This window comes from Dokdonella fugitiva (assembly GCF_004342425.1).
GTDB lineage: Bacteria > Pseudomonadota > Gammaproteobacteria > Xanthomonadales > Rhodanobacteraceae > Dokdonella_A > Dokdonella_A fugitiva.
On the sequence record NZ_SLWQ01000002.1, the window covers coordinates 300,865 to 319,225 of the forward strand.

Sequence of the window (18,361 nt, forward strand, 5' to 3'; positions counted from 1 at the left end):
AGCTTAGCCGACCGTGAAGCTCTGCAGCGTAACCGGCAACGTGCCGTTGGCCTGCATGGTGAACGTACCGCAAGCGCCGGACGCGTCGAAGTCTGCGCCCGTGACGATCAGGTAGTAGTTGCCCGGCGGGATGTCGCCATGCAGCATGTGCGTCGTGCCGTCACCGGTCGTCGTGCACGGAGCGTTCGCATTGCAGCCGCTCGCCGACGGGACAAGGTACGCGGCGATCGTGTAGCCGGCGCCACCCGTGAAGGTGATGTCGGTGAACGTGCCAGCGGCGGCAACGTCGATCTGCGCGACGTAGGCAGCGGCCGGGGCCGTGAACGTCTGGCAGGTACCGACGATACCGGTCTCGTGGCCGCAGGTCGTGTCATTGATGACCGGGTTGCCGCCCGCATCCGGAGTCCAGCTTGCCGGGGCCGCGCACGTCTGGGCGCCAGCGGAGACGCTGAACAGCGCGGCGAGGGCCGTCGCACCGATCGTTGCACAGAGCAAATTACGCTTCATTTATCGTCACTCCTATTCGATCATTTATCAAATTCGAACAACAAACCCTGATCAGCTGCCGATGTAGGTCTGGCGGCGCGAATCAAAGCGGTCGAAGCTCACCACCTGCGTTGCGTGGTTGTTCTTGAACGCTGCGCTCGGTGCTGCGAGGCCCAGCGAAGCCGCCGAGACGCCACCCCACGCCGCATTGTCGAGGTTCGCGATCGAACCCGACGGAGCCGGTTCAGTCGTGCCCGGGCCGGCATTGACCCAATACGTCAGCGAGCCAGCCGCGCCTGCACCCACCGTCAATTTGCCTTCGATGGTGTTCACGCCGGGCAGAAGATCGGTCGCAAACGTCGACGAGCAAATGAAGCCCGCCGCGCTGCACTGGGCGAAGAACTTGACGCGCTTTGCACCCGCCGGGCCCGCAACGAGCGAGACGCGCAGCAGGCGGTTGAAGCCGTTCGCCGTCGTCGTGGCCGGAGCCTGGAACAGGACGACGTTGTCCGTCGCGCTGAACGCGCTCAGGTTCGTGTTGTCGACGAGGAACTGGAAGCGGTACGACGGCTCGGAAGCCGCATGATCGTAACGAACGGTCGCGGCGGCCGAGATGCTCGGGCCAAGCGACGAATTCAGCTTGCACTCGGTCGCGTCCAGACCCGGCGTCGCGATCGCGAGAGCCGACGTCGACGGGGGCAGCACGGCCTTGCTCGTCCACGCGCCACCTTCGGCCGTGGTCGGACCGGCCGGGCAGGCCGCCATCGCGCTACCCGCGAAACCGCAGAGGCCAACGAGAGCGATCGACAGGACTTTCATCTTTGCATTCATGGAAAATCTCCCAGAGTGTCTCGGGCGGAGCGCCTGCTCCCGTCCCCATTGGTTTAGTGGTCAACCAAGCCCGATCCGCGCGGACGATAGTGAAGTCTTAACACCGTGTCAACACGAACCGAGCGTGGGCCTGGCCGACCATCCAGTTTCGAGACGGACGCCCCATTTCGAGGGTCCGGACCCGGCCGGCGGCGCATCGCCTCCAGCCCACGCAGCTCAATGACGCACGAGCGGAGGGAAACCGGACACGGCATTTCGGCCAGCCGCACCTGTATACGTGACGAGGGGCCAAAAGGGATCACATCCGCCTAGGGAACCGGCAGGCCGCCGCGCCGCGCGTTGACCTCGTCCGGCACGATGCGCAGAATCGCCGTCCCCTCCGCCGCACCGTCCCGTGACCGCTCGCCCTACCCCTCTCCGTGCCGCCGAGTGCCTGGCGGTAATTCCCGCACGCGACGAAGCCGCGACCGTCGGCGCCGTCGTGGCGGGCGTGCGCGCGGCGCTCGGCTGTGCCGTACTCGTGGTGGACGACGCGAGCACGGACGGCACCAGTGGCGCGGCGCGCGCGGCCGGGGCGGAATCCCTGCGCCTCTCGTTCGGATTGGGCGCCTGGGGAGCGACCCAGGCAGGGATCCGCTACGCGCGACGCAACGGCTACGCCGGGGTCGTCACGCTCGACGCGGACGGTCAGCACGAGCCGGATTCCCTGCCGGCGCTGTTCGAGGCGCAGGCGCGGACCGCGGCCAACGTGGTGATCGGCACCTGCGTCGGGCGCCTCAGCCGCGCCAAGCGCATCGCCTGGCTCTACCTGCGCGCATTGACGGGCCTACGCCTGACCGACTTCACCTCGGGCCTGCGCCTGTATGATGCGCGGGCGACGGCCATCCTCGCCGGCCCGGAAGCGAGCCTGCTCGACTACCAGGACGTCGGCGTGCTGATGCTGCTGGCGAAGAACGGCCTGCGCATCGACGAGACGCCGGTGCCGATGCTGCCGCGCCGCGAAGGGCATTCACGCGTGTTCGCATCGTGGCCGGTGGTCGCGCGCTACATGCTGCACACCACCGTGCTCTGCCTCGCCCAGATCGACGCCGGGCGACGCAAGGAGAAGGGCTTGCACGAAGACTGTTCCGCATGCTGACCGGCCAGATCACTTCGGCGATCCTCGGCGTGGCCCTCGCCGGCGCGATCCTCTTCCTCGTGCGCCGCGACCACCTGCATGGCCCGTATGCGGTCTGGTGGTTCGTGATCGCCGCGGCGACCTTCCTGCTCGGCGTGTTTCCCGGCATCGTCATCTGGCTCGGCCACCAGACCGGCATCTTCTATGCGCCCGTGCTGCCTATCATCATCGGCCTTTCGCTCGTGCTCATCCGCCTGCTCAAGCTCGACGTCGACCGCTCCAAGCAGGAACGCCGGGTCCGTCGCCTGACGCAGAAGCTCGCGATCCTCGAACAGGAACTGATCCGGCTCGGCGGCGCGCCGCCCGAACCGCCGGGCGACGACGACGACGCCTGAGTGCCGGCCGGCGCATGCGCATCCTGCACCTCGGCAAGTACTACGCTCCACAGCGCGGCGGCATCGAGCGCCATACGCAGGCGCTCGCCGAAGCCTGCGTGCAGGCCGGCGACGCGGTGGCCGTGCTCGTGCATCGCGCGCCCGGAAACTGGCGCCGCGCGCACGACGTGATCGCCGGCGTCGAGGTGCGCCGCGCCGGGTGCATTGCCGCGCCGGTCTATACGCCGCTGAGTCCCTCGTTCCCGTTCGAACTCGCACGTGCGCTGCGCGAATTCTCGCCCGACCTGCTGCACCTGCACCTGCCGAACCCGTCCTGCTTCGCGGTGCTCGCAAGTCCTGCGGCGCGGCGACTGCCGTGGCTCGTGCACTGGCACGCGGACGTGCCACCGGACGCGCCGGACTGGCGCCTGCGCCTGGGTTACCGGTTCTATCGGCCGTTCGAACGCGCCCTGCTCGCGCGCGCGGCGGCGGTGATCGCGACCTCGCAGCCGTACTTCGAGGCGAGCCGCGCGTTGCAGCCGTGGCACGCGAAGGTGCACGTGGTCCCGCTCGGCATCGACGAAGCGGGCCCCGCTGCGCCGCGGCCGGAGCTGTGGCCCGCCACGAGCGGCCTGCGTCTGCTCGCCGTCGGCCGCCTGGGTCGCTACAAGGGCTTCGACGTGCTCGTCGAAGCGCTGGCGTCGACGCCGGACGCGAGCCTGCTGCTCGTCGGCGACGGTGAATGCGCGCTCGAACTTCGCGCCCTCGCCCGCGCGCGCGGCGTGGACGCACGCATCGCATTCGCCGGCGACGTCGACGACGCGACGCTGGAAACAGCCTATGCGGGCGCGGACGCGTTCGTGCTGCCGTCGCTCGATCGTGGCGAAGCGTTCGGCCTCGTCCTGCTCGAAGCCATGCGCGCCGGCCTGCCGGTCGTGGCGAGCGCGATCCCGGGCTCGGGCGTCGGCTTCGTCGTCGCCGATGGCGAGTCGGGGCTGCTGGTCGCCCCGGGAGATCGCGTGGCGCTGGCCGCCGCCCTCGCGCGATTGCACGATCCGGGGCTGCGCATGCGACTCGGCGACGCAGGTCGCGAACGCTGGCTCGCACGATTCACGCTCGCGCGCAGCGTGCACGCGGTGCGCGAACTCTACGCCGCCGCAGGTTCGTCGGGCGCGTTGCGCTCGTCCGGCTGATCCGCCGGCAGCCAGAGCACGAGCACCAGCAGGCTTACCGAGGTCGGTACCAGCTGTAACAGCAGTCGATTCACGGCCGAATAACTCTGCGCATAGCGCGCCGCGCTGGTCAGCACGAACAATCCGACGATGAGCAGCAACGGCACCACGACCAGGGCGAACAGGCGCTGTACTGTCGTCGAGCGCGTCCACTTCGCCCGCTTCCACAGCAATGCCGCGGGCAATGCGAACCAGAGCAGGTTCCAGTTCCACTGCCCCCACAGCGCATTCGCCAGTGCGAACAGGGACTGGACGATGCGCCCGCCGTCGACGTCGATGCTGCCGCGGACGTAGTGGCGGGCGACTGCGACCCAGGGCACCTTAAGTGACACGCACAGTGCGATGATGATTGCCGCGGCCACTGCACCGACGAGGAATCGCTTGCTGCGCAGGCGGCGCGGCAAGGCACCGAACACCGTCGCGACGCCAAGCACGATGCTCCATACGGCGCCCTCGAGCTTGAGCATCGGCAGCAACACGGCGATGCCGGCGAGCACGAGGAGCTGGCGTTGCTCGCCCATCGTGCGCCAGCGCAGCCATGCATGACTGCCGAGTGACATCAGTGCGGCGACCCAGAGGTCCGAATAGCCGCCGAGTGCGACGTGCGCGTCGAGCAGCGGCAGCGATCCGAGCAGGTAAACCCCCGCAAGCGCGTGGGTCGGCGATACGCCGAGCACCCTCCAGTGACCATACTGCGCGACGAGGAGGCCGAGCCACAAGCCCAGCCAGGCCATGTTGATCCAAGGCTCCAGCCACCCCGTATCGGCGGCGAACCATGTGAGTGACCAGGGCAGCAGTTCGGGGTAGTTCCACGCCGCGGCGGTGCGCGCGTCGAACTGCGGGTGCAACAGCCAGCGCCCGAAGGAAACATATGGCGACGCATGACCGGCCAAGACCCACGTCTTCGCCTTGGCCTCCCACACGGCCCACGCGTCCCACGGCAGGGTCGGATGCAATGCGATGTCGGTCGCGAACGCCCAAGCCCGCCATGCGATCGCGAGCAAAACAAGAAGCGCGACAACCTGGTCGTGGCGCCTCGGCAGCAGGCGCACGCGCGGCGTCGACGTGCGCTCCCTCGACCATGCCGCGACGGCCCAGCCCGCGACGCCGATCAAGGCGGCGGTCACGCCGACACGGGCGAGGCCGGCGGACAAGTCGGACGCGGCGAGCGCGCGCATGAGCAGGCCGCACGAGAGCACGCCGACTATCCATCCGCCACCGAGCACCGTCGCCAGCGCGCCGCCACGACGGGGCCAGCCAGCGGCTGCCGCCCACAGGCCGCTGCCGAGCAGTAACGGTGCGAGCCAGACGACGAGGGCGGGCAGTACGTTCATCGCAGTACCGCTTCCACGCGATAGACGACCAAGTCCTCGTTGCGGTCGATCACTTTGACCCGCACCTTGCGCAGGCCGATGCGCATCACGCCGTTCAGCGGACGCGGCCGCTCGACATGGTAGTTGACCAGCACGGTGCCGCTGGGGATGCGCGTATACGGCGCACCGAGGTAACCGCCCAGACTCGAAGCATTCACCGGCGCGACGAGATAGATGAGGCGGAGGATGTCGTGCGCTGTCTGCGCATTGACGAGCACACGCGTGCTCGGCGGCTCGTTCGCGAGCAGCGCCTTCACGCGTTCGGCCGCAGCGAGCGTCTGCGCGTCGGCCACGTGGTCCTGCCGCTCCGCGAACGGGATCGCGCCCCAGATGTCGCGATCGACCGCGCGACGGTAGGCGAGTTCGCGCAACCACGCCGCATCGACCACGACCCAGGCGATGACGGCTGCGGCGAACAACGGCCGGGCGAGGCGATCGCGTCGCCAGCCGAGCACGAAGCGCGCGAGCAGGGCGAGTGCCGCGAGCGCGAGCGCGAGCACGAGTGGGGGTCGCGGCGCATGCGGCGACGCGTCGCCCGTTTCGGCCGGTCCGATCGCGCTGACCGAGATGAGCTGCCACGGCGAATGCGCGAACCACGACGACCAGGTCGCGGCGAAGCGGCCGCGCCAGGAGTCGGACTCGAGCTTCGCCCCGGCGAACGTGAACGGCCGGAATCCTTCGTCGGGTGGCACCAGCTGCGCGACCGGGAACTGCGAGAAGCCGATTTCGATGATCGTTCCGCGCCAGCTCGCGACGCGCGAGAGGTCGAACGTCGTGGTGCCGCCGCCCGGCGCGGGCAGCGACACCGTTTCGACGTCGTCGGGCGCCTCGCGCGTGCGGAACACGAGTGACAACTCGAGCGTGCGCGGGAAATTCTCGAATGAATAACGCAGGATCGGCAGCTCGGCCGCGGCGAGTTCCATGACGTCGGTCATCTGCAGCGCCGAGTAGTCTTCGGCCGCGGCAGTGACCTCGAGGCGCCCGCCATCGGGCGTGGCCTGCCCGAAAACCGCGTGGTAGCGGCTACCCGGCAATGCCTGCGTGCGGGCGGGCGTCAACGGCACGCGCGGATCGATGCCGGCCGCCCAGAGCAGCAACACCAGCCACGTCGCGGCGAGCGCGAGGGCGAATGCGACGAGGCGCCCGCGCGCGACCGTCATGCGGCGAGGTCGTCGAGGCCGGCGAGTTCGGCCGGCGTGAAACCCGCGCGCAACCGCGCTTCGACGTTGAACGGACCGCGCAGGCTGCCGCGCATGTGTTCGTCGAGCAGCCGGCGGAACATCGCCTGCGGATCGAGTCCTTCCCGCTCGCAGCACCAGGCGTACCAGCGCGACCCCGCGGCGACGTGGGCGACTTCCTCGCGCAGGATCACCTCGAGGATCGCGGCCGTCGCTTCGTCGCCGACGGCGCGCAGGCGCGCGATCATGCCCGGCGTCACGTCGAGGCCGCGTGCTTCGAGCACGCGCGGAACGAGAGCCATGCGCGCGAGGCAGGAGTCTGCGGTGCGCACCGCCATGTCCCACAGGCCATCGTGCGCATCGAAATCACCGTACCGGTGGCCGAGTTCGGCGAGTCGCGCGGCGAGCAACGCATGATGGCGCGCCTCGTCGTCGGCGACGCGCGCCCAGTCGCGGTAGTAGTCGTCGGGCATGCCGCGGAAGCGGTACACCGCGTCCCAGGCGAGATTGATCGCATTGAACTCGATGTGCGCGACCGCGTGGACGAGTGCGGCGCGTCCGCCCGCCGAGCCGAGGCCGCGTTGCGCGAGGTCGCGCGGCGACACGAGCCGCGGGCGTTCGGGCCGGCCGGGCTCGCCGATCGGGGACGGCGGCCTCGCGCCGGCGTCGGTGCGCAATTCACCGGCGAGGATCGCCTGTGCGGTGGCGTGCGTCAGCTCGAGCTTGCGCGCGACGTCGGCGCAGCCGAGGCAGCGCGCGGCGGCGTCAAACAGGTTTTCCTTCGCGCTGCCGCCCATGTCTCGACTCCGTCGTGGCGCCGCGCACCTGCGCGGCTCGCGGCGCGCAGGTGCGCCGCCGCCCATTATCCACGACCAACGTGGTCCGGCACGCGGACCGGACACGCAGTTTCGCGCACGCGTCGTTCAGCCGGCCTGGCGCCGCTGCGATTTCGCGTCGTCGGAGCGCGCGAACTCGAGGTCGCGCAGGTAGGTCGGCTCGACGCCCGTGACGTATTCGCCGGAAAAGCATGATGTATCGAAATCGGCGAGCTTCTCGTTGCCGTCGCGCACGGCCCAGATGAGATCGTCGAGATCCTGGTAGATGAGCTTGTCCGCGCCGAGGATGCGCTCGACCTCTTCCACCGTGCGCCCGTGCGCGACGAGCTCGGCGGTGACCGGCATGTCGATGCCGTAGATGTTCGGATAGCGCACCGGCGGCGCCGCCGAGGCGAGGTAGACCTTCTTCGCACCGGCTTCGCGCGCCATCTGGATGATCTGCTTCGAAGTCGTGCCGCGCACGATCGAGTCGTCGACGAGCAACACGTTCTTGTTGCGGAACTCGAGGCCGACCGGATTGAGCTTGCGACGCACCGATTTCACGCGTTCGCTCTGCCCAGGCATGATGAACGTGCGGCCGATGTAGCGGTTCTTCACGAAACCCTCGCGCACGGGCACGCCGAGGATCTGCGCGAGCGGACCGGCGACGGTGCGCGAGGTGTCCGGGATCGGGATCACCGAGTCGATGTCGTGGTTCGGCATCTCGCGCAGGATCTTCTCGCCGAGCTTCTCGCCCATGCGCAGGCGTGCCTTGTACACCGACACGTCCTCGATCATCGAATCGGGCCGGGCGAGGTAGACGTATTCGAAGATGCACGGCGCGTGCTTCGCCGGCTCCGCGCACTGGCGCGTGTGCAGGCGACCGTCGAGCGTCATCAGCACCGCTTCGCCGGGCGCGACGTCGCGCAGCAGGCGGAAGCCGAGGATGTCGAGCGCGACCGACTCGGACGCGACCGCGTACTCCTTGCCGGCCGCGGTGTCGCGCTCGCCGAGCACGAGCGGCCGGATGCCGTGCGGGTCGCGGAACGCGAGCACGCCGTAATCGAGCAGCATCGTCACGACCGCGTAGCCGCCGACGCAGCGCGCATGCGTGCCAGCGACGGCCTTGAAGATGTGGTCGGGCGTGAGCTGGCGCCGGTCCTGGATCTGCAGTTCGTGCGCGAGCACGTTGAGCAGCACCTCGGAATCGGAATCGGTGTTGATGTGGCGCCGGTCGTCCTCGAACACTTCACGACGCAGCGCCCCGGTGTTGATGAGGTTGCCGTTGTGCGCGAGCGCGATGCCGTACGGCGAATTAACGTAGAGCGGTTGCGCCTCGGCCGAACCTTCCGAACCCGCGGTCGGGTAGCGGCAGTGGCCGATGCCGACGCTGCCGCGCAACGCGAGCATGCTGGCCTGGTCGAACACGTCGCGCACGAGCCCGGGGCCCTTGTGCAGGCGCAGGCGGTTGCCGTCGAGGGTCGCGATGCCCGCCGCGTCCTGGCCGCGGTGCTGCAGGACGGTGAGCGCGTCGTAGAGCGCCGAGGCGACTTCCGACTTGCCGACGATGCCGATGATTCCGCACATGGTATTGGACTGCTTCTACGTGGATGGGGTCTGGGTCCCGGCGGCTGCACCGCCGTCGCCCGGTTTGCCGCGTGGCGCCCCGGCGGGCTTGGCCGGTTCGGGGCCCGGCACGACGGGCTGCGCGAGCGGCCCGAGCACGCCCTGCACCGGTTCGAGGTGGCGGGCGACCTGCTGCGGCAGGCGCGCGGCGAGCCATTGCGCGCCACGCTCGAAGCCGGGCAGCAATTGTGACTGATGCCACCACGGATCGCGCGTGAACGGCGTGAACCCGAGCAGCAACACGACCAGCACGACCAGGGCGAGCCCGCGCGCGAGCCCGAACACCATGCCGAGCATGCGGTCGCTGCCGGACAGGCCACTGCCCTCGACGAGCTTGCGCATGAGGAACGTGACGATCGCACCGGCGATCAGCACGGCCATGAAACAGAGTGCGTAGGCGAGCACGACGCGCACCGACGGCGTGGATATGCTGGCGGAAAACCGTTCCGCAAGGGCCGGACCGAGCATCCAGGCGACCCAGAACGCACACACCCACACCGCGAGCGCGAGCACTTCGCCGACGAAGCCGCGCCACAGCCCCATGAGCACCGAAAGGCCGAGCACCGCGATGATCGTGTAGTCGGCCCAGTTCATGCCGCAACCGGGAACCGGGAACCGGCGACCGACAACGGCGGCAAGCCGGATGCGGCCGACGTGGCCGCTTCGACGAGGCCGGGTTCCCGGTTCCCGATGCCCGCTTTCATCACTGCGTCACGACGATGCCGTCGAGCTTGAGCTTGTCCCTGATGCCGGCGCGCAGCTTCTCGGCCGCGGCGCGATCGACTTCGGGGCCGGCGCGCACGCGCCACAGTGTCGTGCCGTTCGCGTCGACCTTGTCGACGAAGGCGGCGAAGCCGGCGTTCCTGACGCGGTCGCGCAGCTTGTTCGCATCGTCGGCGGTCTTGAGTGCGCCCAGTTGCACGGCCCAACCACCCGCGCGGCCCGCGGGCACCGCGTTCGCCGGCGCGTCCTCGTTCGCGTCTTCGGCGGTCGCGACGACGCTCCCCGGCACGGCCGGCTGCGCCTGCTTGATGCGCAGGCGCGCGGCTTCCGCCGCGGCGCGATCGGCGAACGGGCCGACGCGCACGCGCTCGGCCGGCTTGCCCTGGTACTCGCTCGCTTCGGTCGAGGCGGGGAAACCGCCCTTCTTGAGGCTGGCGACGAGATCGCGCGCATTCTTCGTGTTGGCGTAGGTGCCGAGCTGGACGTAGTAGCGCCCGTTGGCGGCCTGCCCCGGGGACGGTTTCGTCGTTTCCGGGGCCGGTTTGGCCGGTTCGGGCTTCGGCGACGCCGGCTTCGGCGGCGTTGCCGTGGCGAGCTGTGCCGGCGCTGCAGCGGGAGCCCCAGGCGGCGGCTCCGGCGCCGTCGCGGTCGCAATGGTCTCCGGCGCGGGCGTTGCTGCCGGCGGGGCGCTCGGCGCGGGCGGACTGGTCGGATTGGTTGCAGCGGGATCGACCGGCAGCACGCGCGTCTGGAACTCGCGATCGGGCTCGGGCGGGATCGCCAGGGTCGATGTTTCCATCTCAGCCGACTTCTGCGGCGCGGAACCGGAGATGAGCATCGGCACGAAGATCACGGCGAGCGCGATCAGCACCGCGGCGCCGAGCAGGCGCTGTTTCAACGACAGATCCATGATCGATCCGCTTCGGGCGACGGCGTGATTATACCCGCCCCGCGCGCCGATCCCGCCGCGTGATGCACGCGCATTCAGCGTCGCGTCGCGAACGGCAGCGCGGCCGCGGCGACGAAGAACGAACCGAAGGCGAGCACGCGGTCGCCCGGCCGCGCATCCGCGCAGGCGGCCGCGAGCGCGGCCGCCACGTCGTCGCAGGCCTCGGCGACGATCGCGTCGCCGAGGCCTGCGAGCAGCGCGGCGAGCGCATGCGCCTCCAGCCCGCGCGGCGAATCGCGGTCGAGCCCGGCCGGGTACCAGCGGTCGACGTGTGGCGCGAGCACCTCGACGATGCCGCGTACGTCCTTGTCGGCGAGCGCGCCGAACACCGCGAGCGTGCGACCGCGCGGAGGCTCGCGGCGCAGCCACTCGGCGAGCACGCGGGCCGCCTGCGGGTTGTGCGCGACGTCGATGACCAGCTCGGGATCACCGCCGGAACGCTGCAGGCGCGCGCCGACGCGCGCCTCGGCGACGCCGCGCGCGATCGCCGCGGGATTCCAGCCGAGTCGTCCACGCAATGCGTGCAACACTCCGATCGCGCCGGCCGCATTGGCATGCTGGCACGGTGCGGACAACCCGGGCGGTGGCAGTGAAAGGCGCGTTTCGCCGCCGTGCCAGGTCCAGTGGCCGTCGGCGGCGATCTCGAACGCGTAGTCGCGACCGGCGCGCCGCAGGTACGCGCCGACACGCCGCGCTTCGTCGAGCAGGGACGCCGGCGGCACGGATTCGGCGACGATCGCGGGACGTCCGGCCCGGAAGATGCCGGCCTTCTCGCGACCGATGCTCTCGCGATCGTCGCCGAGCCAATCCTGGTGGTCGAGATCGACCGTGGTGACGATCGATGCGTCGGCATCGACGATGTTGACCGCATCGAGGCGCCCGCCGAGCCCGACCTCGAGCACGGCGACGTCGAGCGCCGCGTGGGCGAAGATCCACAACGCGGCGAGCGTGCCGTACTCGAAATAGGTGAGTGCGATGTCTGCGCCGGTGCCGGCCGCCGCGACGCGCGCCGCCTCGATGCGCGCGAACGCGTCGGTCAACCGTTCATCATCGACCTCCACGCCGTCGATGCGCACGCGTTCGTTGTAACGCAACAGGTGCGGCGACGTGTACGCACCGACGCGCCGCCCGCCCGCGGCAAGCATGGCTTCGAGGAACGCGACCGTCGAGCCCTTGCCGTTGGTGCCGCCGACGGTGACGACGACCGGCGCGGGAACCGGCGCGCCGAGCCGTCGCCAGACCTCGCGCACGCGTTCGAGGCCGAGCTCGATCGCCTGCGGATGCACGCGCTGCTGGTAGTCGAGCCAGTCGGCCAGACGCTCCGGTCGGGTCGGCATTGGGGTTCCTCAGCGGCGCAGGATGCGTCGCGGTTTCCACGGCAGGCGGCCGCGCCAGTACTGGATCAGCACGAACCCGAAGGCGAGGCCTCCGAGATGGGCGAAGTGGGCGACGCCGACCTGCGAGCCTGTCACGCCGAGGTAGAGCTCGAGCCCGCCGTACAGCGTGACGAACAGCCATGCGGGCATCGGGATCGCGAAATAGACGAGGATGCGCGCATGGGGAAACATCATGCCGTAGGCGAGCAGCAGGCCGAACACGCCGCCGGACGCGCCGAGCGTGGGCTGGTAGCCGTCTCCGAAGAAGTGCAGCACGGCGAGCTGCGTCAGCGCGGCACCGACGACGCAGACGAAGTAGTAGAGCGCGAACGGCCGCGAGCCGAACAATTGCTCGATCGGCCCGCCGAACATCCACAGCGCGAGCATGTTGAACGCCAGATGCGTGAAGCCGCCGTGCAGGAACGCATAACTGACGAGCTGCCACGGTTCGAAACCCGGAACGTCGCCGTACGGTGACGGGCCGAGCGGCCACAGCGCGAAATGGATCAGCAGCGTATCGCCGATCACATGTTGCAGCAGGTAGGCGGCAATGTTGGCGATCAGCAAGGCGCGGGTGATCGGAGGCGTATCGAGGGGCATGCGCGGGGCGGCGGTGGCGACGACGCATTGTGACCGCTCACGCCGGGCAGCGCGAGTGCGGTCGGTCCGCCCGCCCGGGAAAGGGGGCCGCCGCGGCGGCCCCCTCGGGCGTCAGTTGCGCGCCGGATTGTTCTCGGCGAAATACTCGTGGCTGTCCGCGTTGTCGATCGCGCGGCTCGGATTGCTGTTGGCGAGGTTGTGCGCGGCCGTCTGGCCGTAGGCCCAGTCGTCGGTGCCGGCGACCACGTTGAAATGGCTCGTCTCGTGCACGAGCGTGCCCGCGCGCGAATCGGTGCCGGTATTCGGTGCCGACCAGAACGCGCCGCACAGGTACACGCGATACGGCTGCGTCGGATAGACGTACGCGTAGGTGTTGCGATCGGTGCAAGTGCAGTCGAACGTGTACGGCTGCGACGACAGCGCGCTCTTCAGGTTGGTGAAGTGCGTGCGCACGGTCGAGTAGCGGCTGCTCGTGTAGGTGCCGAACCACCAGGTGTAGCGACTGCCGTGCGTGCCCGCGTCGAGATAGCTCTTCGCATTGGTCGCATAGGTCACCGCGGAATTGCGCGCGGTGGCGAGCTGCGACTGGCGCGTGTTGCTGCAGCTGACGAAGCTGTTGGTCGCGGCGAGCACGCCGGGCACGCCCTGCGTCGACATGTCGTCGTCGAACGCGCCCGGAGCGCCGTCGACCCAAAGCGTCACCGCTTCGCCATCGATCGCCACGGTCGCGGCGACGCCGGCCTTGGCGGCCTGTTGCGCCTCGAGCAGCACGCTCTGCGCATCGCGTGCGTAGCGGATCGCGTACTGGCCGCCCGCCTTCATGTCGTAGTACGCGCTGAGGTCGACCTCGACCGTGCGCGATTCGCCCGGGGCGAGTTCGACGTAGTCGGCCGCGCGCGGCGCCGCTCGCTTGTACATCGGGCCGACGTAGGCGACGGCGACGCCGTCGCGCTCGACGCTGAACAGGTCCGACGTGACGCCGTCGAACGGTGTCTGCCAGCGCAGCACGTGCAGCGGCGCGCCGGCATCGTTCGACATCGTGAACACGAGCTTGCCGCTGCCGATGTCGGCCGCCTTGCCCGATGCGTCGAGATGCACGGAAATGCCGCCCGGTGCCGCAGCGGCGCTGCCTGCGAAGGCGCAGGCGAGCAACAACGTTCCCAACATTGCCTTGCCCATCATGGCTCTCCCTCATGTGGTCAGGAGCAGGCATCGTCCGATGCCCGCGCGGCCCCCAAAGCCGCGCGCGGAGCGTATGGGCATGGCGCGGGCGCGTAACGCGGCGGCGCAGCAACGTAATCCACAATGTGGACTGCGTCACCATTCCGCGGGCGCGGCGGCGTCGAATCCGTCGACGAGGATGCGATCGACGACGACGACCACGCCGCGCATGCCGCTGGTCTGGTCACCGTGCTGTTCGCAGTAGTAGCCGATGCTGCCGACGCGGTTGAAGCGCACCGACACCTGCCATGGCTGGCTGCTCGGCGCGTTGTGCAGGTTGCAGTCGAGCGCGCAGGTGAAGCTGCCGTCGTCGGCGCGCACGTTGTGCAGGCCGCCGGCGTTGACGAAGCGGACCGAATCACCCTGGTAGATCTCGAGCTGGGCGGGCGTGAACGTCATGTCCTCGTTCGCGGTCACGACGAACGAACGCGCGTGCGCGTGCGCCGCGCCGAACACGCAGGCGAATGCAAGCCATCGCATCCGGTCAGGCCATGAAGCCGAGATCGCCGCCACCGGGGAAACGGCCGAGGTTCGGGAACAGGTCCGCGATGCCGCCGGCATCGACGCCGAACCAACGCGCGAGCGTGGCCGAATACTGGTCGACGGCGAGCGTCGGGATGATCTGGCCATAACCGGTGTCATCGGGATTGCCGTTGCCGGGATGGCCTTCATCGTACTGCGCCAGCGACGGCATGAGGCCGTAGAAGCGCTGGCCGCGAACGGCGCCGCCGACGACGAAATGATGGCCACCCCAGCCGTGGTCGGTGCCGTCGCTGTTGACCGCGAGCGAACGGCCGAAGTCCGACGCGGTGAATGCGGTGACGCCTTCGGCGACGTCCATTTCGACGGTCGCCGCGTGGAAGGCGGCAAGCGCCTGCGACAACTGCTCGAGGTTGCCGGCCTGGTCCGCGAGCTGCGAACCGTGCGTGTCGTAGTTGCCGACCGAAACGAAGAACACCTGGCGGCTCATGCCGAGCGCCGCGCGCACCTTGATCATGAGCGCGACGGCGGCGAGCTGGTTGCCGAGATCGGTGTCGGGGAACCGCGTCTGCAGGCGCGTGCCCGTCATCGCGGCATTGAGCAGCGCCGCATTGGCGATCGCGCGGTTGGCCGTGTCGGCGAACGCGCGTTCGAGCACGTGCGCCTGAGTGCCGCTCGCGCGCAGCGCGTCGTACGCGGCGCGACGCCCGGGATCATTGCCGACGACCCAGGATTCCGGGCCGTCGCCGCGGAAGCTCATGCCCTGTACCTGGAAGAAATCGACCGGGTCGCCGCCCTCGTCGACGCCGGCCGCGGCGAACGCCGCACCGTAGGAGTCGACCGCGAACTGGTTGACGGTTGTCGCGCGCTGGAAGCGGTTCTCGCCCGACAGCGTGATGCTCATCGGCAGGTCGCCCAAGTTGGCGCTGTACAGCATGTCGGCGATGCGCCCGCCCCAGCCGTTCGCGTTCGCATCGTCGGGGCGCGAGGTCTGCCACTGATTGGTCTGGTCGTCATGCGAGTACAGCTGTGCCGGCGTCGGCACGCTGCCGCTCTGGTACTGCTGCTGCGTGATCGGGTACAGCAGCGAGCCGACGTTGGCGACGATCGCGGCCTTGCCGCTGTTGAACAGCCCGCGCAGGCCCGCATTGCCGTTCGTGAGCTGCCCCATCGACGGGTGCATGCCGTACGTCGCGCCGTCGCTCGGCGGGCCGCCGGGCAGGCCGCCCTGTGCCGGCAGCGGATTGAGCACGTTCTGCTGCAGGCCGGCCTGGGGTATCGCCAGGCCCTGGCGCGTGCCCTGGTAGATCCCGTAGTGCGTCGAATCGCAGGGGACGATCGTGTTGAAGCTGTCGTTGCCGCCGTACAGGTAGACGCAGACGAGCGCCTTGTAGTCGGTGAACGCATGGCGATGCGCCGCGGCCGCCGCGGAAATCAGGCGCAGGTTGCCGAGGGCGCCGTGCAGGCTGGCGCCGCCGAGCGCGGCGCAGATGCTCCGCCGCAGGAATTCACGTCGATTCACGTGCATGGGAGGATCCTCTCGGCCTAAGCGGTCGGGCCGCCGGCAGCGCGGCTCATTTCTGGATCGAGTATTCGGGCGAATTGAAGACGAGGTAGAGCGCTTCCTGCACGCGCGCACGGCCGATGTCGTCGTAGTCGTCCGCATCCATCGCAAGCAGCCGCGTGACGATCACGTTGCGCATGAACGGCGACATCTGCCCGCCCATCATGAGCACGTCGTAGCGATCGACGAGCGCGGCGGGATTGCTCGCCGCGAGGGGCGCGTCGCGCGCCTCGTTCACCTGCAGCGTCTGCGGATCGTCGGCGTCCCAGCAGGCGTCGCTCGCGGTGTAGTTGCAGAAGACCTGGTGGAACAGGTAGTTCGGCATCGCCGTCGACGTCGTGTCGCCGAGAATCTGGAACTCGGGACTGACCAGCCCGCGCGTGCGCACTTCGCCCGGTTGCGCGAAGTCGGGCTTGAAGAAGTTGAATACCGTCGGCGAATACAGCGGCGCCTCGCCGATCTGTTCGACGATCGGCGGCCAGGTGTCGAGGTTGGCCGGACGGCCGCTGTACACGGGGTTTCCGGTCGGCGTGCGCGAAGCCATCGCGCGCCAGAGCTGGGTGATCCTCAGCAGCGGTTCGCGCAGCTTGCCGAACGTGTCCGGCTTCTGCCATTGGCCGTAGCGCGCTTCGGGATCGAGCAGGATCGCCTTGACCACGGCCTTGAGGTTGCCGCGCACGTGCGCCGCGCTGCCGTCGTCGTTGAACACGCGCGCGACGCGCTGCACGTAGGCGGGCGTCGGGTTGCTGGTCACGAGGCGCTGGATCAGGCGGATCGCGATGAACGGGCCGACGTTGGGATGGTTGAACACGTTGTCGAGCGCGGCGGTCAATTCCGCCTGTGCAGTGCCGCCGTGCAGGAGTACGCCACCCGGCAGCGCCACGCCCGGATAGTCGAGCAACTGCTTGTCCGTCGTGTCGTCGTGCCAGTATTCGACCGGTTCCATCGGTCGCTGCCACGCCGGGTCGTCGGCGTTGGCGGGGCCGCAGTAGAAGTACTGCCACGGGTTGTCCGGATTGTCGCAACAGAGCGGCATTCCGTCCTGGTAGTCGATGCTGCAGCCGATGCTGTTGAAGTCCCAGCCGGTGAACACCGCGGCGAAACCCCTCACGGTCTCCTGGCCGTAGGTCGGCACCGGCTGGCCGCCGACGAGCTTGGGCGTGCCGTCGAGGTTGAGCTGCACGAGGCCGATCGAGAACAGCTGGTTGATCTCGCGCGCGTAGTTCTCGTCCGGATGGATGTTCTCATCCGGGTCGGCCTTCTGGTTCTGGATCGAACTGAGGAACACCCCCATCGCGGGATGCTTGGTCACGTCCTCGAGCAGGGTACGGTAGTTGCCGAACGCGTCCGCCGCGAGCATGTCGTAGAAACTCGCGAGCGCCCACGGTTGCTGCGCGAGCGTGCCGTTGCTGTTGGAGACGACGAAGATTTCGCTCAGCGCGAACGCGACGCGCTGGCGCAACTGGTCGGTGGGCACCTGCTGCGAACGACTCGGGTCGGGCGTGCCGACCGAATTGATCGTCCACGCCTGCAGGCGCGTGCCGCTCCACTCCGCGACCTCGTTGCAGTACTCGTCGTCGCCGGGGCAGGACAAGCCCTGCACCCAGTCGAGGTAGGGCACCTGCTTCGACGGCGCCCTGGCGAACTGTTCGGCGAGCCACGCCTCGTAGCCGACCGCGCGCAGGTGCGCGATCTCTTCGAGGGTGGCGCCGAACGTCGCCTGGGCGAGGAAGCGCGATGCATCGGCGTCGGTCGCCGGTCCCCCGCCGATGCCTTCGAAGCCGTCATGGAAGTTCTGGTCGGGCCAGTGGCTCTGCGCATGCGTGCGCACGACCGGCAACGCACACAGGCACGCCAGCGCGACGACCCGGAAGTCCTGCAGGGATCTTGCGAAGCGCATCACGGTCTCCCCTCCCGACGATCCGGAGTGCGCGGACTCTAAGCCGAGAGCGTGACGGCATTTCATGACGCGCGCCGCAATTGCGCGACGACGGCTCAGGTTTTCGCGCGCTCGCGCCTGCGCCTCGCCGGAGGCGCGGGCGGCCCCCACAGCAGGTGGTCGACGTCGCGCTCCCAGCCATGCACGGCGAGATCGACGCGACCACCACGAACGAGCACGCCTTCGCCGGCGAGGTGGCGCACCTGCTCGCGGAACGCCTTGCTGCCGGGCGGGAACGCGATGCGTCCGTCGGCGCGCAGCACGCGGAACCACGGCAGGCCGAGCGTGGCCGGTGCTTCACGCAGCACGGTGCCGACCAGGCGCGCGCGTCCTGGCAATCCGGCGCGGCGAGCGATCTCGCCGTAGTTGGCGACGCGACCCCGGGGGATCGCGGCGATCATGGCGCGGATCGCGCGATGGGCGGGAGGAAGGTCGGGTCGGACTGACTTCATGCCGCACGCACGCTAGCATAGGGGT

18 protein-coding genes are annotated in these 18,361 nt (G+C 69.3%); 3 read left to right on the plus strand and 15 right to left on the minus strand.

The window, feature by feature from the left end:
• Positions 1 to 3 precede the first annotated feature (3 nt).
• Both EV148_RS05580 and EV148_RS05585 read right to left on the minus strand, forming a co-directional pair.
• Positions 4 to 507 (minus strand): hypothetical protein, encoded by a 504-nt coding sequence (locus tag EV148_RS05580; protein WP_131994758.1) that lies wholly within the window; start codon positions 505 to 507, stop codon positions 4 to 6.
• A 51-nt stretch (positions 508 to 558) separates the two neighbouring features.
• Positions 559 to 1,317 carry a hypothetical protein gene (locus EV148_RS05585; RefSeq protein WP_131994761.1) on the minus strand — a complete coding sequence of 253 codons (759 nt, stop codon included), beginning with the start codon at positions 1,315 to 1,317 and terminating at the stop codon, positions 559 to 561.
• Between the two features lie 394 nt (positions 1,318 to 1,711).
• Between EV148_RS05585 and EV148_RS05590 the strand changes: the two genes are divergently transcribed.
• Genes EV148_RS05590 through EV148_RS18865 form a run of 3 tightly spaced genes read left to right on the plus strand, consistent with a single transcriptional unit; the run spans position 1,712 to position 4,001 of the window.
• A complete protein-coding gene (locus tag EV148_RS05590) occupies positions 1,712 to 2,455 on the plus strand; it encodes a glycosyltransferase family 2 protein (RefSeq protein ID WP_241987990.1) in 744 nt (247 codons plus the stop codon).
• The gene (locus EV148_RS05595; RefSeq protein WP_241987991.1) at positions 2,449 to 2,829 is read left to right on the plus strand and encodes a DUF2304 domain-containing protein; all 381 of its coding nucleotides are present in this window, start codon (positions 2,449 to 2,451) and stop codon (positions 2,827 to 2,829) included. Before EV148_RS05590 ends, EV148_RS05595 begins: the two co-directional genes overlap by 7 nt.
• Before the next feature lie 14 nt (positions 2,830 to 2,843).
• Complete coding sequence (locus EV148_RS18865) at positions 2,844 to 4,001, plus strand: glycosyltransferase (RefSeq protein WP_131994764.1); 1,158 nt, start codon at positions 2,844 to 2,846, stop codon at positions 3,999 to 4,001.
• Here EV148_RS18865 and EV148_RS05605 read toward each other — a convergent pair.
• The 13 genes from EV148_RS05605 to EV148_RS05665 all read right to left on the minus strand — a co-directional run bounded on the left by EV148_RS05605 (position 3,956) and on the right by EV148_RS05665 (position 18,336).
• Positions 3,956 to 5,374, minus strand: coding sequence for a hypothetical protein (locus EV148_RS05605; protein WP_131994767.1), 1,419 nt, complete (start codon positions 5,372 to 5,374; stop codon positions 3,956 to 3,958). The genes EV148_RS18865 and EV148_RS05605 overlap by 46 nt on opposite strands.
• A complete protein-coding gene (locus EV148_RS05610; protein ID WP_131994770.1) occupies positions 5,371 to 6,573 on the minus strand; it encodes a hypothetical protein in 1,203 nt (400 codons plus the stop codon). Before EV148_RS05610 ends, EV148_RS05605 begins: the two co-directional genes overlap by 4 nt.
• Positions 6,570 to 7,388: a ferritin-like domain-containing protein gene (locus tag EV148_RS05615; protein ID WP_131994773.1), complete on the minus strand. Its 819-nt coding sequence runs from the start codon at positions 7,386 to 7,388 to the stop codon at positions 6,570 to 6,572. Before EV148_RS05615 ends, EV148_RS05610 begins: the two co-directional genes overlap by 4 nt.
• A gap of 126 nt (positions 7,389 to 7,514) precedes the next feature.
• Complete coding sequence (gene purF / locus EV148_RS05620; protein ID WP_131994776.1) at positions 7,515 to 8,993, minus strand: amidophosphoribosyltransferase; 1,479 nt, start codon at positions 8,991 to 8,993, stop codon at positions 7,515 to 7,517.
• A 15-nt stretch (positions 8,994 to 9,008) separates the two neighbouring features.
• A complete protein-coding gene (locus tag EV148_RS05625; protein WP_131994782.1) occupies positions 9,009 to 9,626 on the minus strand; it encodes a CvpA family protein in 618 nt (205 codons plus the stop codon).
• A 109-nt stretch (positions 9,627 to 9,735) separates the two neighbouring features.
• On the minus strand, positions 9,736 to 10,665 hold the full coding sequence (locus tag EV148_RS05630) for an SPOR domain-containing protein (protein ID WP_241987992.1): 930 nt from the start codon (positions 10,663 to 10,665) through the stop codon (positions 9,736 to 9,738).
• A 74-nt stretch (positions 10,666 to 10,739) separates the two neighbouring features.
• A complete protein-coding gene (gene folC, locus EV148_RS05635; protein ID WP_131994784.1) occupies positions 10,740 to 12,041 on the minus strand; it encodes a bifunctional tetrahydrofolate synthase/dihydrofolate synthase in 1,302 nt (433 codons plus the stop codon).
• A 9-nt stretch (positions 12,042 to 12,050) separates the two neighbouring features.
• Positions 12,051 to 12,680 (minus strand): rhomboid family intramembrane serine protease, encoded by a 630-nt coding sequence (locus EV148_RS05640; protein WP_131994786.1) that lies wholly within the window; start codon positions 12,678 to 12,680, stop codon positions 12,051 to 12,053.
• A gap of 111 nt (positions 12,681 to 12,791) precedes the next feature.
• A complete protein-coding gene (locus EV148_RS05645; protein WP_241987993.1) occupies positions 12,792 to 13,862 on the minus strand; it encodes a M35 family metallo-endopeptidase in 1,071 nt (356 codons plus the stop codon).
• A gap of 135 nt (positions 13,863 to 13,997) precedes the next feature.
• Positions 13,998 to 14,381 (minus strand): cupredoxin domain-containing protein, encoded by a 384-nt coding sequence (locus EV148_RS05650; protein WP_158287339.1) that lies wholly within the window; start codon positions 14,379 to 14,381, stop codon positions 13,998 to 14,000.
• Positions 14,382 to 14,385: 4 nt separating this feature from the next.
• The gene (locus EV148_RS05655; protein WP_158287340.1) at positions 14,386 to 15,909 is read right to left on the minus strand and encodes a DUF1501 domain-containing protein; all 1,524 of its coding nucleotides are present in this window, start codon (positions 15,907 to 15,909) and stop codon (positions 14,386 to 14,388) included.
• A 46-nt stretch (positions 15,910 to 15,955) separates the two neighbouring features.
• Positions 15,956 to 17,845 (minus strand): DUF1800 domain-containing protein, encoded by a 1,890-nt coding sequence (locus tag EV148_RS05660; protein WP_158287341.1) that lies wholly within the window; start codon positions 17,843 to 17,845, stop codon positions 15,956 to 15,958.
• 95 nt (positions 17,846 to 17,940) lie between these two features.
• On the minus strand, positions 17,941 to 18,336 hold the full coding sequence (locus tag EV148_RS05665) for an MGMT family protein (RefSeq protein WP_131994795.1): 396 nt from the start codon (positions 18,334 to 18,336) through the stop codon (positions 17,941 to 17,943).
• Positions 18,337 to 18,361 lie beyond the last annotated feature (25 nt).